The 21,179-nt window shown below is 37.0% G+C and carries 22 protein-coding genes; 6 read left to right on the top strand and 16 right to left on the bottom strand.

All coding sequences use genetic code 11. The annotated features are described in order from the left end of the window. The first annotated feature begins 79 nt into the window (after window positions 1–79). Window positions 80–1,000 carry a YutH/CotS family kinase-like spore coat protein gene (locus tag AC6I0I_RS02775; RefSeq protein WP_161832873.1) on the top strand — a complete coding sequence of 307 codons (921 nt, stop codon included), beginning with the start codon at window positions 80–82 and terminating at the stop codon, window positions 998–1,000. Window positions 1,001–1,060: 60 nt separating this feature from the next. Here AC6I0I_RS02775 and AC6I0I_RS02770 read toward each other — a convergent pair whose 3' ends face one another. Next, a complete protein-coding gene (locus tag AC6I0I_RS02770) occupies window positions 1,061–1,303 on the bottom strand; it encodes a NifU family protein (RefSeq protein WP_161832872.1) in 243 nt (80 codons plus the stop codon). Window positions 1,304–1,385: 82 nt separating this feature from the next. On the opposite strand from AC6I0I_RS02770, the gene dapF reads away from it, so the two are divergent. Continuing rightward, the gene (dapF, locus tag AC6I0I_RS02765; RefSeq protein ID WP_262950279.1) at window positions 1,386–2,225 is read left to right on the top strand and encodes a diaminopimelate epimerase; all 840 of its coding nucleotides are present in this window, start codon (window positions 1,386–1,388) and stop codon (window positions 2,223–2,225) included. Between the two features lie 36 nt (window positions 2,226–2,261). Here the strand turns inward: dapF and AC6I0I_RS02760 are convergent, their stop codons facing one another. The 3 genes from AC6I0I_RS02760 to yunB form a co-directional block, all read right to left on the bottom strand. Beyond that, a complete protein-coding gene (locus AC6I0I_RS02760) occupies window positions 2,262–3,020 on the bottom strand; it encodes a TIGR01457 family HAD-type hydrolase (protein ID WP_161832149.1) in 759 nt (252 codons plus the stop codon). 12 nt (window positions 3,021–3,032) lie between these two features. Then, window positions 3,033–3,335: a YutD family protein gene (locus AC6I0I_RS02755; RefSeq protein ID WP_161832150.1), complete on the bottom strand. Its 303-nt coding sequence runs from the start codon at window positions 3,333–3,335 to the stop codon at window positions 3,033–3,035. 239 nt (window positions 3,336–3,574) lie between these two features. After that, complete coding sequence (gene yunB / locus AC6I0I_RS02750; protein ID WP_262953943.1) at window positions 3,575–4,405, bottom strand: sporulation protein YunB; 831 nt, start codon at window positions 4,403–4,405, stop codon at window positions 3,575–3,577. Between the two features lie 382 nt (window positions 4,406–4,787). Here yunB and AC6I0I_RS02745 point away from each other — a divergent pair, with 382 nt between their 5' ends. Together AC6I0I_RS02745 and AC6I0I_RS02740 are read left to right on the top strand one after the other, a co-directional pair. Further along, the gene (locus AC6I0I_RS02745) at window positions 4,788–5,768 is read left to right on the top strand and encodes a LacI family DNA-binding transcriptional regulator (protein ID WP_161832152.1); all 981 of its coding nucleotides are present in this window, start codon (window positions 4,788–4,790) and stop codon (window positions 5,766–5,768) included. 167 nt (window positions 5,769–5,935) lie between these two features. Further along, window positions 5,936–7,126: an IS701 family transposase gene (locus AC6I0I_RS02740; protein WP_161832744.1), complete on the top strand. Its 1,191-nt coding sequence runs from the start codon at window positions 5,936–5,938 to the stop codon at window positions 7,124–7,126. 100 nt (window positions 7,127–7,226) lie between these two features. Here the strand turns inward: AC6I0I_RS02740 and AC6I0I_RS02735 are convergent, their stop codons facing one another. Next, window positions 7,227–8,327: an ABC transporter ATP-binding protein gene (locus AC6I0I_RS02735; protein ID WP_262953818.1), complete on the bottom strand. Its 1,101-nt coding sequence runs from the start codon at window positions 8,325–8,327 to the stop codon at window positions 7,227–7,229. A gap of 194 nt (window positions 8,328–8,521) precedes the next feature. Between AC6I0I_RS02735 and AC6I0I_RS02730 the strand changes: the two genes are divergently transcribed. Next, window positions 8,522–8,821, top strand: coding sequence for a rhodanese-like domain-containing protein (locus tag AC6I0I_RS02730; RefSeq protein WP_161832154.1), 300 nt, complete (start codon window positions 8,522–8,524; stop codon window positions 8,819–8,821). Between the two features lie 124 nt (window positions 8,822–8,945). Here AC6I0I_RS02730 and AC6I0I_RS02725 read toward each other — a convergent pair whose 3' ends face one another. The 3 genes from AC6I0I_RS02725 to AC6I0I_RS02715 are packed head-to-tail and all read right to left on the bottom strand — an operon-like array spanning window position 8,946 to window position 11,356. Further along, the gene (locus AC6I0I_RS02725; protein WP_161832155.1) at window positions 8,946–9,815 is read right to left on the bottom strand and encodes an RluA family pseudouridine synthase; all 870 of its coding nucleotides are present in this window, start codon (window positions 9,813–9,815) and stop codon (window positions 8,946–8,948) included. Between the two features lie 10 nt (window positions 9,816–9,825). Then, a complete protein-coding gene (locus tag AC6I0I_RS02720; RefSeq protein WP_161832156.1) occupies window positions 9,826–10,623 on the bottom strand; it encodes an NAD kinase in 798 nt (265 codons plus the stop codon). Between the two features lies 1 nt (window position 10,624). Then, window positions 10,625–11,356, bottom strand: a complete 732-nt coding sequence (locus tag AC6I0I_RS02715) for a GTP pyrophosphokinase (protein WP_237658943.1) — start codon at window positions 11,354–11,356, stop codon at window positions 10,625–10,627. An 88-nt stretch (window positions 11,357–11,444) separates the two neighbouring features. On the opposite strand from AC6I0I_RS02715, the gene AC6I0I_RS02710 reads away from it, so the two are divergent. Beyond that, window positions 11,445–12,017, top strand: coding sequence for a CYTH domain-containing protein (locus AC6I0I_RS02710; RefSeq protein WP_161832157.1), 573 nt, complete (start codon window positions 11,445–11,447; stop codon window positions 12,015–12,017). Between the two features lie 194 nt (window positions 12,018–12,211). Here the strand turns inward: AC6I0I_RS02710 and AC6I0I_RS02705 are convergent, their stop codons facing one another. The 8 genes from AC6I0I_RS02705 to AC6I0I_RS02670 all read right to left on the bottom strand — a co-directional run bounded on the left by AC6I0I_RS02705 (window position 12,212) and on the right by AC6I0I_RS02670 (window position 21,094). After that, complete coding sequence (locus AC6I0I_RS02705; RefSeq protein ID WP_161832158.1) at window positions 12,212–13,345, bottom strand: competence protein CoiA; 1,134 nt, start codon at window positions 13,343–13,345, stop codon at window positions 12,212–12,214. A gap of 48 nt (window positions 13,346–13,393) precedes the next feature. Next, window positions 13,394–14,206 carry a DUF4037 domain-containing protein gene (locus AC6I0I_RS02700; protein ID WP_161832159.1) on the bottom strand — a complete coding sequence of 271 codons (813 nt, stop codon included), beginning with the start codon at window positions 14,204–14,206 and terminating at the stop codon, window positions 13,394–13,396. Window positions 14,207–14,403: 197 nt separating this feature from the next. After that, window positions 14,404–14,865: a Spx/MgsR family RNA polymerase-binding regulatory protein gene (locus AC6I0I_RS02695; protein ID WP_161832160.1), complete on the bottom strand. Its 462-nt coding sequence runs from the start codon at window positions 14,863–14,865 to the stop codon at window positions 14,404–14,406. Window positions 14,866–15,055: 190 nt separating this feature from the next. After that, entirely contained in the window at window positions 15,056–16,510 is a 1,455-nt protein-coding gene (locus AC6I0I_RS02690) for a carbon starvation CstA family protein (RefSeq protein ID WP_262950283.1), read from the bottom strand. Window positions 16,511–16,699: 189 nt separating this feature from the next. After that, the gene (locus tag AC6I0I_RS02685; RefSeq protein ID WP_161832175.1) at window positions 16,700–17,623 is read right to left on the bottom strand and encodes an ABC transporter ATP-binding protein; all 924 of its coding nucleotides are present in this window, start codon (window positions 17,621–17,623) and stop codon (window positions 16,700–16,702) included. Window position 17,624: 1 nt separating this feature from the next. After that, complete coding sequence (locus tag AC6I0I_RS02680; protein WP_161832162.1) at window positions 17,625–18,674, bottom strand: ABC transporter ATP-binding protein; 1,050 nt, start codon at window positions 18,672–18,674, stop codon at window positions 17,625–17,627. 21 nt (window positions 18,675–18,695) lie between these two features. Further along, window positions 18,696–20,135 carry an ABC transporter permease gene (locus AC6I0I_RS02675; RefSeq protein ID WP_161832163.1) on the bottom strand — a complete coding sequence of 480 codons (1,440 nt, stop codon included), beginning with the start codon at window positions 20,133–20,135 and terminating at the stop codon, window positions 18,696–18,698. Further along, the gene (locus AC6I0I_RS02670; RefSeq protein WP_161832164.1) at window positions 20,135–21,094 is read right to left on the bottom strand and encodes an ABC transporter permease; all 960 of its coding nucleotides are present in this window, start codon (window positions 21,092–21,094) and stop codon (window positions 20,135–20,137) included. Before AC6I0I_RS02670 ends, AC6I0I_RS02675 begins: the two co-directional genes overlap by 1 nt. Between the last annotated feature and the right edge of the window lie 85 nt (window positions 21,095–21,179).

The raw sequence follows: 21,179 nt of genomic DNA, 5'->3' as shown, positions 1-21,179 counted from the left end.
TCCCTTCAATTATCATATTTACCTGTCACTTACGCATAGATATAGAGTAGAAAGTATTTTAAATTTGAGGATGATCCGAATGAAGGAGCTAATTAATTGGTATTATCAACTCCAAATTGACCATTTAGAACAATTAAACGATATCTACTATACGAAATTAGGTGACCACTACATTTATATTATATCAGTTGGAAAGGAGAAGAACACAATTTTTTTCCACCTTTTACAACTTTTACAATATAATAACTATCAACGTATTCTATTATCTAAGGACAATACAACAACCGTTTTATTTGAAGGAGAGCATTATTACGTCCTACAATCGAGCGTCATTTTACATGAATATATTGATATTCGCACGTTACAAATTCCTACGATTTATCCAGAACCGTATGAACTTGCACCCGAATTAAAGGAACGTTGGACAGGAAAAAATCGATTACATGAAGAACAGCTAAACGTCTTAATTGAACAATTATCTGCTGAGAATCGTCTCCTATTCTTCGACCTAGCTACTTATTATATTCATCTAAATGAGCAGGCTTATACATTTATTAATGAACTTTCAGATATAAAATATCCAGTTTCATTATGCCATATGCGTCTTACTCCAACGACATATAAAGTTGAATGTTTCTGTCCTAAATTGCTAACGCTAGATAATAAAGCTAGATGCTACTGTGAGTATATCCGTCACCTTTATCTCGCTAATCAAGACCTCGTTCAGGTAAGAACCTTTGTCCAAATTATTAACAGGGTTAATCCATTAACAAATGAGGAATGGAAACTTCTATATGCCCGACTCTTCTTTCCAACGCACTTTTATGATGCTCTATTTAACTTAAGAGAAGGGGAAGATATCGATATCCCCCTAATCTATGAGCAAGCACTTTCCTATGCCAAACTCCTGTACCAACTGCCGTATGAAATCTATCAAAGTACGTTAATTGAACTACGTATTCCAGAATGGGTCAAAGCGGAGGCATTATCGAAAAATTAAAGAAAAGAGTAAAAAAAGAGATCCCACTTGAATATACCTAGTAAAGGACCTCTTTTTTTTTTACATTAAATATTCATCAACATTCTCAACACCGATAACACCTGGGACTTCTTCTAATAAGATCTGTTCAATCCCATCTTTTAAAGTAGAATCCATAGAAGCACATCCCACACAAGCACCTAACATCTGAACATAAACGATCCCATCTTCAAACTTTACATACTCTACGTCTCCACCATCACGTTGGAGATACGGTCTTAACTTTTCTAAAATCTCAACAATCTGTTTTTCTGTTTCATTCATCGATATCACCTCACCAGTCATTAATTAGATTATAAAACGTCCTATCTAAAAAGTAAACAGATATACATAAGGAGGAATTGATTTGCAACCTATCTTTTTTACGAAGCTAACAACAGCTAGCACCTGTTACATTATCTTAAATTACCTTGAACACCCCGTTCTCCCTTTAGATTATACCCATTTAGCCCAAAAAATGACCCATGAAGAAACTGGAATTAGTGCCGATGGACTCATTATCTTGCTTCCCTCAGATCAGGCAGATGCGAAAGCCATTTTTTATAATAAAGATGGGTCATTAGCCAATACGTGTGCTAACGGACTAAAACTCATCGGATATCATCTAGCGGAGATTGGACGGTTTACCGAGCCTTCAATTACAATTGAAACACGCACCACTCTTGCCACACTGAGTTTGGATCACTCGATAATATCGGTTGATTTAGGAATCCCTTATCCTTTAAACAATCTGTCAACCCCCCTTACACTGAATAGCCCAATCAGTGAGTTTTGCGAAGAAATTTCAACCTCATCTGAAAATTGGGAAGCAGATACGATTTCCATTGGAAATCCTCACTTTATTATTTATACAGATGATGATCACGAATATTTTCAAGATGAAATGAAATATCTGTCGAGTCAAAATGATGTCAATATAGGGGTTTTAACGATTATTCACCCTAGCGAAGTTCTTCTCACGACGTACGAACGCGGTCTGGGATTTACTTCTTCATGTGGAACAAATGCGGCAGCTGCTATTGCAAGTGCGGTCGCTCGGCGTCTTGTTAAACCTTACGATTGGGTAACGGTCCACTGCAGAGGGGCTGACCTTCAGCTAAAATGGGATGAAAATGGACACCTTATTGAAAAAGGATCCTGTACGAAAGTCTGTTGTGGAACGTACTTTTACCAAGAACAAGAATAAAATAAAAAGCCCATCGAGGGCTTTTATTTTATTGTTTTAAATCGACCATTCCGTTAAATCTTTTAAAATGTGAGTCGGAGGCGTATCATAATTCATGACTTCATCCCTTGTTGAGACACCACCTTCAATATAAATCGTTGGCATTCCCGCATGAATTCCCGCCAAAATATCCGTAAAATAATTATCGCCAATCATCGCTACCTCAAGAGCGTCTAATCCAATTAACTCAAGTGCCTTTTCCATAATAATACGTTCAGGTTTCCCAATAAAAATTGGATTAACACCCGTCGCTACCGTAAGAACTGACGTCAATGCCCCATTCCCCGGTAACAATCCACGTTCTGTAGGGATGGCAATATCACCATTCGTTGAAATAAACGTCGCACCGTTGCGGATAGCTAAGCAGGCTAAACTTAACTTTTCGTAATTAATTTCCCGATCTAACCCAATAACAACATAATCCGGTTGATCATCTGTAATCGTCAACCCCTTTTCAAGCAGTGCCTTTTCTAAACCAACCTCACCAATCATAAAAACTTTCGCCTGTGGGTTTTCATCGTAAATATATTGGGCCGTCGCTAAAGAGGGCGTATACACTTGCTCTTCTGTTACTGGATACCCAATTTCTTTTAAAAGGCCAGCCACCATTTCAGGTGTTTTCGTGCTATTATTCGTTAAAAATAAATACGGAATACCTTGTGCATTTAATTTTTTTACAAAAGACAATGTCTCATTAATTACTCGTGTTCCGTGATACGCAGTTCCATCTAAATCAATCAAATATCCTTTATACATATTTCTTCCTCGCTATTTCTTTGATGTTGACCAGTCATTAGAGTATTGCTTTGCAACAATTTTTTCTACTATATAATAAGGACATCCATACGCACAATACTCGGCTAGATACTCGGGAATCGTTTCACATTTTGAGTCCAATGGCACATTTTTACGATCATTAGAATAAAATCCTTTCAAGCGCAACTGTCCCCCAGAAAAGTCACCAACAATATAATCGTACTTCTCAAGTATTTCCGTTAGCTTTTGATTAAACAATGTTTCATCAAACTCTATCAGATGAGTTTTCACTAATCGATAACGGTAGCGACTCATCACGTATCACCCCTTTACTTCGTCTATATTGACACTATTTTATCACAAACTATAAAAAATCACTATTCTTTACGATTAAAACAGCTCTTTACGATTAAAACAGCGAGATATCAATCTAGATTCAGTATTAATAACTAAAAAGCAAGCAGCTAAACATTTATCTGACGTTTTACATCTCTTTTAAAGCAACCCCTTTTTTATTCTATCCATGGAAACCACATCCGTTGTTCGATAAATTTCTAATGCAATAGGATATTTTCCATTCCGTCCTTCACACTTTGATCAGGAGAAGCACTTGGTTTCTTTGCCCCCGTTTCACCCGCTTCATTTGTAAAAGGACTAAGCGGTGTCGTACTACTGCTACTTCCTATATAATAATACTCCGGAATTTCACCCGAAATCATTTTAATGACAAGCGGTGTTGACACATTCACAACTGTTTCCTCTGACTTAAGCGGTAGCCCAACTTTCAGACGAACGCTAACTGTCAATAAGATTTCAAGCATGGCACTATTAATTCCATAAGGTTTAACATTCGTCTTAATATCAGTTTGTGCATTTCCCATGACGGTCGCAGAAACCGGGAACCTAGGGCCATGCTCATGCAATAAAGATAAATTTAAAGCAGCCGTAAGTGGGACAGTAAGCAATACACCGTCCTCATATGGTCCACCATATATACTATCTAATCCTAATTCACTCAGATCGCCACTTTCAACCAAAAGCAATTTTTCCTCAACTTCCTGAGAGGTAGAAACGAGTAATTGATTCAATTTCGGCGTGTTAATATAAACCTGGCTCACATACCCCTCTTTATTCTCATTAAAGCGAATGACATCATCAATATCAAAAGATACCAGTTCGCTATTTCCAACTGCCTCCTTGATAATCAAACTCGCGAGGTTCACGGTTTGGACGGACGCATAATCAACTACAATTGCATACACATTATGATACACAAAATAAGCCCCGTAAACTAGGCCTCCGATTACGCCAATACCGATTAACCGTCGTTTCCATTTCTTAAAAAAGTTAGATTTCCTTTTCCCACTTCTTTTTCTTCGTCTCATGCGCCTTGACACTCACCAACACCCCGCTTTTATTCTTGCTTTAATACATACATATTCATCCCTTTCTACCACTTGAACTAAGTTCTATAAAAGGATTAAATAAATAACTTCATTAAAGCCAATCCTGTATCGACTCACTCACTAATCTGACTATTCATCGAAAATAAAAACGATTATTGTACAAATGACACCCACCCATCTTTTCAATCTGACTACTCATGATTGCCTCTTCTTTCGACATTGCAACACACCATCCTCCCTGCCCTTTAAACCGGAATTTTCACTTATTACCAATATTTGATATACATTGACATTTCTAATAAATGTCTTTTATAATAATAGTTATATATTACAAATAATTGGGATTTAGAGGTGAGGAATTTTGGCGAATATTAAAGACGTCGCGAGACACGCTAACGTTTCCGTAGCAACGGTCTCACGAGTTATAAATAATAAAGGTTACGTGAATGAGCATACAAAAGAATTAGTTTTAAAGGCTATTAAAGATTTAAATTATGTTCCAAATGAAATAGCCCGATCGCTTTATCGAAAATCATCAAAAATCATCGGTATCATTATCCCAGATTTAAAAAATGAATTTTTTAATGACATGATTGCTGGGATTGAACAAGTTATCTTACAGCATGGTTATAAAACGATGCTATGTACATCAAGGGAAAGTCTAGAGCGCGAGAAAGAGTATCTTCAAATTTTCTCTACGAATAAAATAGATGGTCTCATTCTATGTTCAAACTCACCCGACATTGCATCATATATTAACTTAGATATTCCCATCGTGGGACTAGATCGCATGATCAGCACCGAAATTCCTTCGGTTACCGCCGATAATTACATGGGAGGCATTCTAGCTGCTAATCGCCTCATTGAGGCTAATTGTAAAAACATTATTCAATTAAGAGGGCCTCATACGTTAACTCCTGCTAACGATCGATCGGAAGGTTTTTTACAAACACTTAAAAAACATTCGGACATCCAAGTTCAAAGCCTTGAACTTGAGTTTACCTCTGATACCACTCAAACGGATATTCAAGAATTTTTAAAGCAAAATCCAGAAATCGATGGAATTTTTTCAGCAAGTGATTTAATGGCTGCGAACTGTATCCGTTGTTTAAAAAAATTAGGACGTCGAGTTCCTGAAGATATTAAAATCATCGGGTATGACAACATTAGTATTTGTGAGTATACTGATCCGACGATTTCAACGATCGCACAACCCATTACAGAAATGGGGGAAATGGCCGCCGAAACCTTATTTAAACTCATTAATAATGAACCGATTAACCAGCTTCACATGACACTTCCAGTCGAACTCATCGAACGTGAGTCTACTAAAAGTGAATAGAGCCTTTTATCATGCTCCTAAAAATTTCTTTTTCAAACTATTAATGTGCAAAACTACTTCCAATTAATTTCCAGCTATAAAATACCAGTAAAAAAAGAAAAAACATTAACTTAAATCCCTGTATAATTAAGTCTCCTACAACCAATTAACGAGGGGGAATTAAGTTAATGTTCATGGATAGTATTATATCAGATTCAAATTCAATTTTCAAATTTTTAAAACAACTTGATTTAGATTTATTCTTATCTAAACCTCAGTTTAATCATGTTAACCAGTTTCTAAACTTGATGATTCAGGAAAATTATCAGGGGAAAATCTCTGCCGTTAAACACTGTCATCGGACAAGTTTTGGACGATTTTTAACGGATAGTCCTTGGGATGAGGAGGCGATCAGTCACCAGATTCAAACCTATGTTTTATCCTGTATCTATCAGCGTTCTTATCAAACTCAACAACCTATTTACGTGATGGTTGATGATACGACTTGTGTTAAAACTAAACCTTCGTCACGGGCAACACATCCTATTCAAGGATGTAGCTGGCACTTTTCTCATCTTCATCATCAACACGTTTATGGTCATCAATTTGTCGCCTTGATGCTTCAATGTGAGGATTTAATTCTTCCTTATCAAATCATTCCCTATGAAAAAGAGAAACAGAGTAAAATCGAACTCGTTCGAAGAGCTCTGATGGAATTACCCAAACCTCCCTATAAAGGCTATGTCTTAGCGGATAGTTGGTATACGTGTGAAGCTCTCCTTCAAACGGCTAAGCAAGTCGGGTTTCATTATTTAGGAGCGATTAAAACGAATCGAATCATTCTTCCTAAAGGTTACCGTCCCAACGGAATTCAACTGAAACAATTTGCGAAAACATTATCCCTTCATGATCTCGACTTAGTGACCGTCGGATCTGAGCGTTATTATACGTATCTATATAAGGGACGAATAAGAGGGGGACATGTCGTCCAAATCATTTTAAGTTGGCCCCAAACGGCTCCTTTGGAAGAAAAAGCTTTACGTTGTTTTATGAGTCATGATTTGAAAATGTCTGCCAAACAACTACTTAAACACTATACTAAACGTTGGCCTATTGAAATTTTCTTCCGAGAAGTGAAGCAAAATTTCGGAATGGGGAACTATCAAATTCGAACTTTACAAGGGATTAAACGATTGATGTTAATGATTCAATTCGTTTACCTTTATTTAAAACGAATAACGTTAAATAATCGTTGTTTGGGTGACAGTTTACGCCAGTGTCAACGAAAGCAAAAACAAGAATTAGTGAAATTAATTTATCATAAAGCTCAAAAAGGTGTGGAATTAAAAACCATTTTTGAAGAGTTGAAAATTGCATAGGGTAAGTGTATTTTCATTCCTTGGAAAATTTTTCTTAAAAATTGCACATTAATAGTTTCAAAAAAAGCAGTTGGACTTTTTATCCAACTGCTTTTTTATTTTATCGAATGCTCTCCTCTGTTTCTGGATCAAAAAAATGACATTTATTCATATCAAAGGCCAACTCTAACTGAAGATTACCTGCCACTAAAAAGCGGGAATCTATCACTGCCACGACTGACTGCGATTTAACGGTTGTTGTTATAATAACTTCATGACCAAGTAATTCCATCATTTCAATCGTTGCCTGATATTTGGCCTCTTGATATGTATCTAGAACGATAGGGTCAGCATAAATGTCCTCCGGTCGAATTCCCAAGACAATCGGCCGTTCTAAATAACCCCTTTTTTTCAATAAGGTAACCTTCCCCTTTGGAATGCGCAATGAAAAATCATCAATAACAAACGTATCCCCTACGACATTCCCCCGCAGAAAATTCATCGCATAAGATCCGATAAACCCGCCTACAAACATATTTAGAGGAGATTCATATAACTCCTTCGGAGAGGCGACTTGTTGTATCCCCCTCTCATTCATCACAATAATACGTGAGGCCATAGTCATAGCCTCTAGTTGATCATGGGTGACATAAAGGGTTGTCGTTCCTAACCGCTTGTGTAATCGCATAATCTCTAAACGCATGGCCCCGCGTAACGGAGCATCTAAATTAGATAACGGTTCATCCATTAATAATAATTTCGCCTCTCTTACCATCGCTCGCCCTAAAGCCACGCGTTGCTGTTGTCCCCCAGACAATCCTCCAGGTTTACACGTTAAATAAGCTTCAAGCCCTAAAACAGCAGCAGCCTCTTTAACCCGACGATCTATTTCCCTCTTCGATAACTGTTGCGACTTTAAACCAAACGCCATATTATCATAAACTGTAAAATGCGGATATAATGCATAGGACTGAAAAACCATCGCGATGTTTCTATCTTTCGGCGAAACCTCATTCACCAACATTCCATCCACATAAATCTCTCCTGAGGAAACCTCTTCAAGCCCTGCTATCATTCGCAACAACGTTGATTTTCCACATCCCGATGGTCCCACCAAAACGATAAACTCCCCGTCCAACACCTCTAAATTAAACTGACTGATGACCGAATTCCGCCCCCCCTTATAACATTTACAAACATTTTTCAACTTTAATTGCGCCACCTTTACTCCCCCAATATTACGCATTCATCCTTCACAAATCCCTCTTTGCCCCCTATTTCACCATAAATTTATACGCATCCTTCCTGCTTTATCATAGTATATATTAAGTATATCATTCTTTATCTTTAGCACGGTAAACTTATTGTCGTTTAAAATAAAAAATGATTTACGATCTTTATACGAGGAGGTTTATTATGCCTAAAAGTATTTCTATTTCCCAACTGAATCAATTGATGAGCACAAAGCCCCAACCCATCATCATTGACATTCGTGAACCTTATCAATTTGCGGGTTATCATCTTAATACGGCCGTTAATATCCCTTATCAAACACTCGTCATGTACCCCGAACGTTACCTAAATCGTACCACCACCTACTACTTAATTTGTGAGCATGGCGGTGAAAGTTACCGTGCCTGTATGATGCTCGAGTCAAGCGGCTACCATGTCATCAGTATTGCCGGTGGGTACAGCAATATGCGTTATCGATATTAAAAAAGTGAGCTCAATGGCTCACCTTTTTAATATCTAAGTCAAGATTAATAGTTAAATAATGACCCTACACAACATCAAGATTCCTGCCTAAACAAGTGTCGCAACGTGTGAATACGCACCTCAGTTACAAATAAAATCGCTTAGGAATGGGCGTTTGAAACGTTTGAAGCTCCTTTGTAATAGGGTGGATAAATTCAACAAAGTAACTATGTAATAAATGTCCCTCACTTAAAACAATCGCTTGTTCATCATACAGTGTATCTCCCACTAAGGGGTGACCTAAATGTGACAGATGAACACGAATTTGATGCGTTCGTCCCGTCTCGAGCGTACATTCGACGAGCGTGTTTTCCGAAAATTTTTCAAGGACACGATAATGCGTCACAGCGTCATCTCCGTCTAAAACGACTCCACGCTTTACATTTCCTTCCTGTAACCTTGCAATAGGAGCGTTAATCGTTCCAGTTCCAGATAAATCGCCCTTAACTAACGTATAGTATTTGCGTTTCATATGTTTAATCTCATCGGTCATTAAATGATGAATGTGGCGATATTTTGCAACGACTAATAATCCCGATGTATCCTTATCTAATCGATTCACAAAGTGAAGGGTCGAATCAAGTCCCTGCCTATTATAATAATGGACTAAAGCATTCGCTAATGTTTGATGAGGATACCTAATAGAAGGAATGGTCGGCAATCCCGCGGGTTTATTAATAACGAGCAAATAATCATCCTCGTATAGAATATCTAATGGATACTCATATGGTGTTAATCCTTCACTTCTTGATTCCTTTGGAAAGATAACAGTTAGCTGATCATTTAAACTTAACTGATAGCGGACGTTTTGTACACTCCCATTAACGAGGAGTTGCCCACCTCGATGTTTAGTCGCTACAATCGCCTTTTTAGAAATTCGCTGTTGTTTTAAATATTGAAGCAATGACATTCCCGCTGCTTCCTCATTAATATGAAAAGTTAAAATTAGACTCATCGTTATACTCCTATAAAAAATGCTGCTTTACTCGATTCCAAAATAATCCCTCTCGTCGTTTAAGGAAGGTGACGGAACGAGAAGATAAGGTGACCCGAATTTTCTGGATATTTTTATATGATTCATACAAATGATCCCGAGTAATCGTTACATCCTGAAAATTTTCCGATTGTAGAGTAACCGTCTGCTCTTCTGGAATAATTAATGGAGACCCGATCGTTCTAAACACATTATTATTAATCGAGGCAATCTCAGTCATCTGAAACGCTCGTAGTGTTGGGTAAACGAGTGCCCCACCTAATGATTTATTATAGGCCGTGCTTCCGGTTGGCGTCGAGAGACAAACGCCTGTTCCACGAAAAGACTCAAAAAACAAGTCATCAATCGTCACGTTTAAATGTTGCGTTCGAGAAGCATTTAAAAGCGTCATCTCATTAAAAGCATATAATTGATGACAAACTTCATGATTCGTTCGTTCACACTCACATAACACGATTGACAAGAGCGGATATTGACAAACACTCTGATGATCCTCTTGTAAAAAGTCAACCAATTCATCTAACTCACCCGGTAACCAATCCGTATAGTATCCTAAATGTCCCGTATGAATACCAATAAACTTAATCTGCTCAATTTGATTCATATAATAATGAACGGCATGCAATACCGTTCCATCGCCACCAATCGTTAAAACAATATCTGGATTTCCATGATCTATTTGAATGTTCCTCTCCAATAACTTTTCAATGAGCTGTTGTTTAACTTGCTCTGAAACTTCACGATCATTCGCGTAGATTGCTACTTTCATATTAATCTCCCTTATGTTTCTTAATGAGGTAATCTTCATTTAAAGTGACCAAATTTGTGGCTGGTTCAATCACTCGATATTCATCGGACTGTCGTTTTTCAAATGTTTTTTGTGCTTCCGCTATTTCATCTCGAATTTCTGACATTTGTCCATCTAACCATGCGGCAGCTTCAGCTGCTTGTTTTAGTCGATCTTTAATCCCTTTAGGAATTTGACCCTCATATTTATAATTTAAAGAGTGTTCAATACTTGCCCAAAAATTCATCGCAAGCGTCCTAATTTGAAACTCAACCATGACCTTTTTCATCCCATCAATCGTTTCTAAATGATAGTAGGCATGAATATGGTACGAGCGATATCCACTTTCCCGTTGCATCGAAATATAGTCGCGTGTTTCAACAATTTCTAAATCTTGACGCTTTTTAAGTAACTCCACCACCATATAAATATCTTCAACAAATTGACAATTAATTCGAATCCCAGCGATATCATATACACGACCAATTTCATGAATCGTAAGCCCCATTCGATCTAATTTATCTAAAATACTCGCAATCGTTTTAATACGGCCATCAACAAATTCAATAGGCGAATGAAGCCCCTTCGTTTTATATTGCTGGCGAATTCCCCTTAAATTGATTTTCAACTCCTGCAAGGCTAATTCATACGGCTCAAAAAAACTTAACCAATCCATTAAATTCACCTCTACTTTTGACGTTAATTTCGTTTTCATTATGTCTCACTTTATTTTTAAAATATATTAAACACTCATTGATTATATCATGTCTTTGAGTCATAATTAAATAGAGGTGAGATGCTTTATGGCGACAAATCTAGAAATTGAATTTAAAAATATGCTAACGGAAACGGAATATGACCGATTAATTCAAACGTTCAATATCCAAGAAGAGCAAATTTGGTTACAAAAAAATGTCTATTTCGATACAAAGTCCCACGATCTTAAACAAAAAGGAGCAGCCCTTAGAATTCGTGTCAAAAACAATACTTATGAGCTGACATTAAAAACAAAGCAAGACGTAGGTCTTCTCGAAACCAATCAAATCATTTCCAAATCTGAGTACAAGGCATTCAAATATGACCATGTCTTAGTCAAAGGGCCTGTTTTAGATAGTCTACTCACACTAGGCATTGATGTGGACCACCTACAAGTTATCACAGATCTTGCAACTAAACGCGCAGAAATTCCTTATCACAATGGAACCCTTGTCCTCGATAAAAGTTTTTACGGTGAAATCATTGACTTTGAAGTCGAATATGAAGTCTCAAACTTTGAAGAAGGACAAAAACAATTTGAAACATTTTTAGAAGAGTATCACATTGAACGTCGTCCCGCTCAAAATAAAATCAAACGGGCGATGGAGGCCATGAAATAAACCGTGAACTGAGCTTAAACAAGCTAGTTTTTTTCTATCCGCCCTCGAAATGGGTAACCTCAAGACCCTACCGAGTCAATTATATATCTAACTATAAAACTAGCTTAAACAAGCTAGTTTTTTTCTATCAACTTTCTAACTTTAAATCCTATATTCTGTAAGGATTTAATCACGCATCCAACTAGAAAACTCATTTAAGAAAAGTCTTTTATTTGTTTCCAGCGCTCCCCTAACTGAGCATCCTCAATTAAATAAGGATCTAATTGTGCGTATAGACGTGGCCGTTTAACATATTCAAAATACCCAAATTGAGACTTAAGCATTCCAAAGTGAACTAATAGGTCTAAATAACATTTAAGTCCAACAAGACAATGAGGGCCCTCCTTCAGTCGATAAAGTCCTTTTAATTTTTTTTGAATGTCAGATAAAGTAAAAACATCTTGCTCCTTATACTCACTCATGATGCATAAAACAACATAGGCCTGCCAAATAAATAATGGTTTTGTATAAACGGCACCCTCAATGGGCCACCCAATCACCGAAGGTAATAAAGATAGATTAATTAAAAATGGAGCACACAACCTTAAAAGGGCATACTCTTTTCGTTGATAAGCGGCAAACTTATGACAGCGGAAATCTTTTTTAAGGGCTAACCAATCCTCTAACCGGCGATTAACACGTAACTGATCATCTTCTACCACCTGTTGAATCGTTAATTGATCTAATGAAAAAGTCTTCCTTATCGCCTCAATTTCTCGTTGGTTCATCCAAACAATCTGGTTAAAAATCGTAACCTTTCGTTCCCGCCAATTTAAATGAATTAAGGGCTGCTCTTTTTGTAACCTCATCACTCGGTTAACGCGATAAGTCGTTTTTAATCGGTTCAACTCACCAATAAAAATCCAAATCACTTCAACCCGCGCATGGCGATAATCGGATATTCGTTGTTGGAAGACCTCAGGGGACATCATACTCTTTTGAATTTCAAACGCATAAGCCTTTCCATCCCACTCGAAATAAAGATCGGCAATTCGATTTCCCGATGGAAGACGATATTCCACTTCCACTTTTTTCGCCCCACAATCAATTAACCATTCCCTAAGAATTTCCTTACTCATCAAGTGGGCTTCACTTTCAGACTCGTGTTCACCGAAACGGCATGGCGTCTGATGAGCGAAATGCGCACGGCGCTTCGATCCTTGTCTTAAAATGACAGGAGCCCCACAGTAGGGACAAGAAAAATGCTTAGTCAACTTTAAATGTGGGAGTTGTTGGGATGAAATTTTTGTTAAATCAATTAACACATCATTTTGCCTTGCTCGTAACATTTCATCATCACCTCAGTTTACTATACGCTAAACTGAGGTGATTTCCTTTTATAAAAGACCTTCTTGTTGCAAAAGTTCCGTTAATTGTTGCACCATCAAATCGATAACGCTAAGCAACTGCTTATCATAACGTGCGGCGTGAACAAATAATAATTCAATATGCTCCTTCATTAACTTTGGTAAGACTCGACATATTTCTTCTGTTATCTGGATAATCCGGTTTTCAGTCGGATAATATTGACGATTAAGAGCAAAAATGATTTCTAAATAGCATTTTAAATAACCATTTAATAAATTTGAAAGATGAATACGATCACGATGCTCTAAAGCTCGCTCAAATCGAATATAGTAAGATTTATGACTTTGCTTTAACAGCGGGTACTGAATGCTCACAATTCGTTGTCTCATTTGGTCTGAATAATGAGACGTATATTCCTCTTTCAACTTAGCCAACTGTTGATCACGGTCAAATAATATATTCGAATTATGTACAAAATAGGCAATCTGCGTCGACGTATACCGAGTAATCATGGTTTCATCAATCGCATCCATGAGTTTTTTTTCGACGGTGCTCATCTCAAGATAACAAAGATCTAGTTCAACAGCGAAATCTCGTAACGAACAATGATCAATGTTTACTTCCCCCGGACAATCCAATTCCATAGACTCCGAAAATTTCACAAGAATTTGACGACGTTTCTCTTTCGCGATGGGTTGAGTAAAATAAATAACAATATTGATATCTGATAATTCATCTTGATAATTAGAAAACTTAGAACCTGACATAGTAATCCCTGTCACCTCTTCAAGCGTTTTGAATTCGGCTATTAATCGGTGTAAAATTTCGTTCACATTAATCATTTTGCACGCCCCTCCCACGACATCTATTTTATGACATAATAAAAAACAACTACCTCATCAACCATCCTAGTTGTTTGTACTGTTAAAATCACTTAGTACACTGTATGCAGTCCCCCTATGAAATAGAACTTAAACTAAAAAAACTCCGAGCATTAGCTATTGAATCTAATACCCGGAGTTACCTTATAACAGAGAGTTTATCTCATTGATGCCTTTTCAATAAAATTATCTTTTAGCGCACGCTCTAATGCACCAACATATGAACAATTACAATTATCACAATTATTACAATAAATCACATTTCTTAATTCGCGCGGTAAAAAGCATCGAATTTCTTCATCATTATACCCCACTTGTAAGCGGTGCTTATCAACAATAATAGGACGGCGTAAAACACTCGGATTCTCAACAATAAAATCGAGTAATTCATTGATCGTCATGTCGTCCGCATTCAAATTATTTTCCTTAAACGCCTTTGAACGTGTAGAAATAATATCTTCAAAACCATTTTCAGTTTTTTCTAAAATTTGTTTAATATTTTCACGTGTAATTTTTGTCACAAATAAATTTTTTTCCGTATATTTAATCCCGTATTCATCTAACCATTTCTTTGCCTTACGACACGATGAACAACTGGGAGATGTATAAATTTCAACCATTCATATCCCTCCATTGATAGCCCTTTGCTATCTCTATTATTGTACAATACCCTTTCAAGAGATACAACCTCTTAAATAAGAACACCTATAAAATTACCTTTTCCTTGTTTTCCCTTAGCAAAGATATCGACCCGTTTTGAAAAAAAGAGACTGTCACCTTTTTATTGGTTTCAGCCTCTTCAAAGAATCATTATTCACCTAATAAGTTTTTTGCCTGACACGGAACTTCCTGCTCTAACTTCCCTTTCATCACACGGCGCATAAACCAGCTAAATAAAATAATAGCTGCTAAAATTCCTACCCCATTTGAGAAAGTTCCACTTAAGCGTAACCCCTCTTTTGCCTGTAGAATGTATGATGTACAAATGAAAGTCATAAATGTGGCTGGAATCAAGGTAATCCAATAATTACGTTTATTTTTCAATAAGTAAACGGTTGATGTCCATAAACAAATCGTCGCTAATGTTTGATTTGACCACGCAAAATAGCGCCAAATAATATTAAAATCAATTTGCGTTAAAATAATACAAATAACAAATAACGGAATGGCGATATAAAAACGTTTAGCCACATGATCTTGCTTAATAGAAAAGGCATCTGCAATCGTTAAACGTGCACTTCTAAATGCCGTATCTCCCGAAGTAATCGGACATGCAACAACTCCAAGAAGCGCCAATACCGCCCCTACTTTTCCTAACAATCCTGTTGAAATAATGTTAACGACACCAGACTGTCCACCCGATTCAACCAATGCTTGATTTAAATGAGCTGTATCTCCGAAGAAAGACAATGAAACGGCACACCAGACTAAAGCCACAATTCCCTCGACAACCATGGCACCATAAAATACCTTTTTACTCTCTCGTTCATTCGAAACACAACGTGCCATCATCGGAGATTGTGTCGCATGAAAACCACTTAAAGCTCCGCAAGCAATCGTCACAAATAAAAATGGGAAGACAGATAACTTTTCAGGATGTAAATTTTCAAGTGTCATTTCAACCATTGGGCGTGTTCCATTAAAGTGATTAATAAACATAGCCCCACATAAACCAATCGCCATTAATAATAAAGCTGCACCAAACAATGGATAAATCTTACCGACAATTTTATCAACCGGTAAAATCGTAGCTAAAATATAATATAAGATAATAATAACTGTCCAAAAGACTAATCCTTGACCCGTCATAGAAGCTAATAACCCTGCTGGTGAACTCACAAAAACAGTTCCAACTAAAATTAATAAAATGACTGAGAACACGCGCATAATCATTTTCATGTGGTCACCTAAATAAATTCCAACTAATTCTGAAACAGACATTCCATCATGTTTCATTGAGATAACGCCACTTAAATAATCATGAACCGCACCCGCGAAAATCGTCCCAAACGTAATCCATAAAAAGGCTACCGGCCCAAATAACGCTCCAGAAATGGCTCCAAAGATTGGACCCGTTCCCGCAATATTTAAAAATTGAATTAAGAAAACTTTCCACCACGGCATCGGAACATAATCGACATCATCTTGTAATTTAACAGCTGGTGTTTCCTTATCCGGATTCACGCCCACCATTCGATCCACATACGTTCCATAAATAAAATACCCACCAATTAAAATACTTAAACAAACTAAAAATGTAACCACACGTATACTCCTTCCGCATCTCTCTCCTATAATAAAACAACTTGTGAAAAAATTACTTTTCATGAAATCATTATACTATGAAATTAAAAAAATAAAAGTCTTTTTGACATCTTTTTAAATTTTTTTTCACAAATGTAAGAAAAAAGATGATTGATTTTCTAAAATTGAAAATCGATCATCCTCTTTTACTTACTTTTTTTGCCAGGCCTGAAGCTCTTCTTCTGTTCCTAAAACAAAATGTCCTGGTGAGACTTCTGTCCATTTTCCGGCATAATAATCTACCTTTGATTTATCATAAATAATTCGCTTACGATTACGTTCATAGTTAGGATCTGGTAATGGGATAGCCGATAGTAATGAACGCGTATAAGGATGAATCGCACGCTCATAAATATCATCCGCACTTCCTAATTCCACTAAACGGCCAAGGTGCATAACTCCGATGCGATCAGAGATATATTTAACCATCGATAGGTCGTGTGCAATAAATAAATAAGTTAAACCGAACTCTTTCTTTAAGGTGTTCATTAAGTTAACGACCTGTGCCTGAATCGAAACATCAAGAGCCGAAATCGGTTCATCTGCGATAATAAATTCAGGATTTGTAATTAACGCACGGGCAATTCCAATTCGTTGACGTTGTCCCCCTGAAAACTCATGCGGATAACGCCCTGCATGGTCCTTACTTAAACCAACAGCCTCTAAAATTTTATAAACTTTTTCCTCACGGTCTTGTTTATTTTTAGCCAGTTTATGCACATCTATTCCCTCGGCAATAATATCGATGACACGCATGCGTGGATTCAAACAAGCCATTGGATCCTGAAAAATCATCTGAATTTTTTGGCAAACTTCGGCCTTTTCTTTTTTCGTTAACTTTGTCGCGATATTTTTCCCTTTAAAATAAACTTCTCCTGCAGTTGGTTGGTAAAGTCTAATAATACTACGTCCTGTCGTTGACTTTCCTGATCCTGATTCACCAACTAATCCGAACGTCTCACCCTTGTAAATGTTAAATGAAATATCATCAATCGCCTTTACTACCGTATTTGAGTTAATTTTAAAATACTGCTTTAAATTTTTAACCTCAAGTAAAACCTCACGTTCATTCATCTTACTCATGAGCATATCCCCCTTTTTCTCTCAGACGTAATACAGCTGCAGGCGGTGTCACCTTTGGAGCTTGCTCATGCAATAACCAAGTGGCTGCATAATGTGTATCACTTACCTTAAACATTGGTGGCTGTTCCTCATAATCAATTTTTAATGCATACTCACTACGGAAGGCGAACGCATCCCCTTTTGGCGGTGTCAAAAGGTTAGGTGGTGTTCCTGGAATAGCATACAACAATTCATCACTTGTATCTAAATCAGGCATTGACGCAAGTAATCCCCATGTATAAGGATGACACGGATTGTAGAAGACTTCATTGCTCGTTCCAATCTCACAAACACGTCCTGCATACATAACGGCCACGCGATCAGCAACGTTAGCAACGACCCCTAAATCATGGGTAATAAAAATAACAGCAACATTTGTTTTTTGTTGTAAATCCTTAATGAGTTCTAAAATTTGTGCTTGAATCGTTACATCCAAAGCAGTCGTTGGCTCATCACAAATTAAAATACGTGGATTACAAGCCAATGCAATCGCGATAACAATTCGTTGGCGCATCCCTCCTGAAAACTGATGAGGATATTGATTCATTCGCTTTTTCGCCTCATTAATTCCAACGAGCGTAATAAGTTCCTCCGCTTTGGCGCGTGCTTCTACTTTTGAACACCCCTGATGTTTTATAATAGGTTCCATAATTTGACGACCAATTGTCATCGTTGGATTTAAAGACGTCATTGGATCTTGGAAAACCATTGCAATTTCTTTTCCGCGAATCGATTGATACTCATGTTCAGATAAAGTCGCTAAATCAATATCTTCCCCATTATCTTTCGTATACGTAATCGATCCCCCTGTGATCCTTCCATTATCAGCTAAAATCCCCATGATTGATTTAGAAGCTACCGATTTCCCTGATCCTGATTCTCCAACGATGGCTAACGTTTCCCCTTCATGTAACGTAAAGCTCACACCACGAACCGCAGAAACAGGACCTGCGAATGTATCGAATGTAATATTTAAATTATTCACGTCTAATATTTTCCTCATAATCTTCTCACCGTCCCCTTTCTACTCTCCGCGTAAACGTGGATCTAATGCATCACGTAAACCATTTGCAAATAAATTAATAGCTAGCATTAAGTAAACCATAAAGAAGGCTGGAATCATCATTAAATAAACATAAGATAACATCTTACTTGTTCCGTCACTTAATAATACCCCCAGTGAAGACATAGGAATTGGTAATCCGAGCCCAATAAATGATAACATGGCCTCAGTCGCAATCGCAGATGGAATTGAGAATGTCGCCATAACGACTAATTGACCAATAATATTTGGAAATAAGTGTTTGAAGATAATACGTGAACTACTTGCCCCTAAGGTTGTTGAGGCCATAACAAACTCTTGATCTTTTAATTTTAAGTATTGTGCACGAACAACGCGAGCAACTGAAATCCACCCTGTTAAACTCATCGCTACGATTAAGATAATAAATGCACCCGCTACATTGGATAAGTGAATATTAAAGAGACTTTCAACCCCTTGAATAAATGGTTTCTTTACACTACTAAAAATAATTAAAATAACCGTCGTTGGAATCGACCCTAAAATCTCAGTAATACGCATCATGACGTTATCAATAGCTGTTCCTCCATAGAAACCTGCAATCGATCCGTATAAAATTCCAAGCGTAAAATCAATAATTAATGATAAAAATCCGATAAGTAATGAAACTTGAACCCCCGTCCATAAACGCGTCCATACATCAAATCCTAATTCATCTGTTCCAAAATAGAAATATAAATGTTCAACATTCTTTTGAACATAGGCATTCACTTTAACCTTTAACATTTGAATCCCTTGATTATCAAGTTCTGTTTGATCTAATTCAAATGAATCTAAATTTGAATAAGTTGAATACTTACTCATCAATTCACTTGCAGGAACCTCTTCTGTTGAAGATGCCCCTCGTAATTGAATCGTAATCTTCATCTCTTCCCCTTGACCAGACCAAGAAACAATTTCATAATCATTTGGATGATATTTAATGCCTAACGCCTCCACGAATTCAGCCTTTTTCAGTGGCGTATTTAAAGCATTAACCTCTTCTGGAAGTGAACTTCCGACGAACAAATCAAATGCCGTCATTTTTTTCATACTCGTTCCATCAAAAATTCCTAGGTTTTCTAATCCTTTTACCCGAGGAGGAAGGTAACTTAATCGCGATTTTTCAATTTGTTTTCCTGTTTCCTCATCAATTAAAATAGGCGTTTGATTGTATTTAACGGCCTCTCCATTTTCATGTTTTGGGCCAACAATCGGTGCTAAAAACGAACAAATAACTAATAATAAAATAGCATACATGGAAATTAAAGCAGCTTTATTTTTTCTTAGACGACGCCACGCATCCTGCCAAAACGTTAAACTTTCCGTTTTAATTTCATCGCTCTGCCCCTGATGCATAGGTTCTAATTCGAATAAACTTGGATCAAATTTTTTAGAAATCATTATTTCGCACCTCCAGTTAAACGGATTCGAGGATCGATGACACCGTATAATAAGTCAATCACTAAAATAACAACGACATATAAAACGGCATAGAAGAAGGCAATCCCAAGTGTTAAAAATTGATCATTCATGGTTACCGAGTTTAACATTAATTTACTTAATCCAGGAACACCAAAGAACTGTTCAATAACTAAACTTCCGGTCATAATCGAAACAACCATTGGACCAACAACTGTAATAACTGGAATAAGGGCGTTACGTAAAGCATGATGGAAAATCACTTGCGATCTCGTTAATCCCTTTGCTCGCGCTAATAAAATATAATCCGTATTTAAAACTTCAATTAACTCTGATCGCATATAGCGCATTAATGAAGCAATAACCGGAACGGCCAATGAAATGGATGGTAAAATTAACGATTTAAATTCGTCCATCGCTGACACGCCTCGAACGGTATCCATCGGTTGATATAGAAGTGGTAACCATCCAAGTTTACTACAAATAAAGTATTGTAAGAATGCCGCTAGGACAAAGGATGGTATCGAAACTCCAAGTACCGAAATAATGGTAATTGTATGGTCAGCCCATGAATTTCGTTTCATTGCTGCAATAGCTCCGAATAAAATCCCAACAACCACTCCAATTAATAAGGCTAGGGCCCCCGGTTTAATCGTATAAGGAATACGTGTTAAAACAAGATCCGATACTTCTTGGTTTTGAAGTTTAAACGAAATTCCGAAATCTCCTTGAACAACACCTTTCATATAACGAACGTATTGAACTGGAATCGGGTCATCTAATCCATACTTTTGTTCTAAGATAATTTTTTGTGCCTCGGTTACTTTCTCCCCATCAAATGGGCTCCCCGGAATTAACTGAAGCAATAAAAAGTTTACTGTTAGAACCAAAAATAGTGTAATAATCATGTAACCGATCCGTTTTAAGATGTACTTAAACATGCTTATTCTCCCCCTTCGTATTCTCTCTCCCTCTTATTCATCATTCTGACTGAATAAAAAATAGATTTAAAAAAATAATAATGAG

The organism is Turicibacter sp. St.80E1 (assembly GCF_059728495.1).
This window is presented reverse-complemented; position numbering and strand designations above follow the sequence as displayed.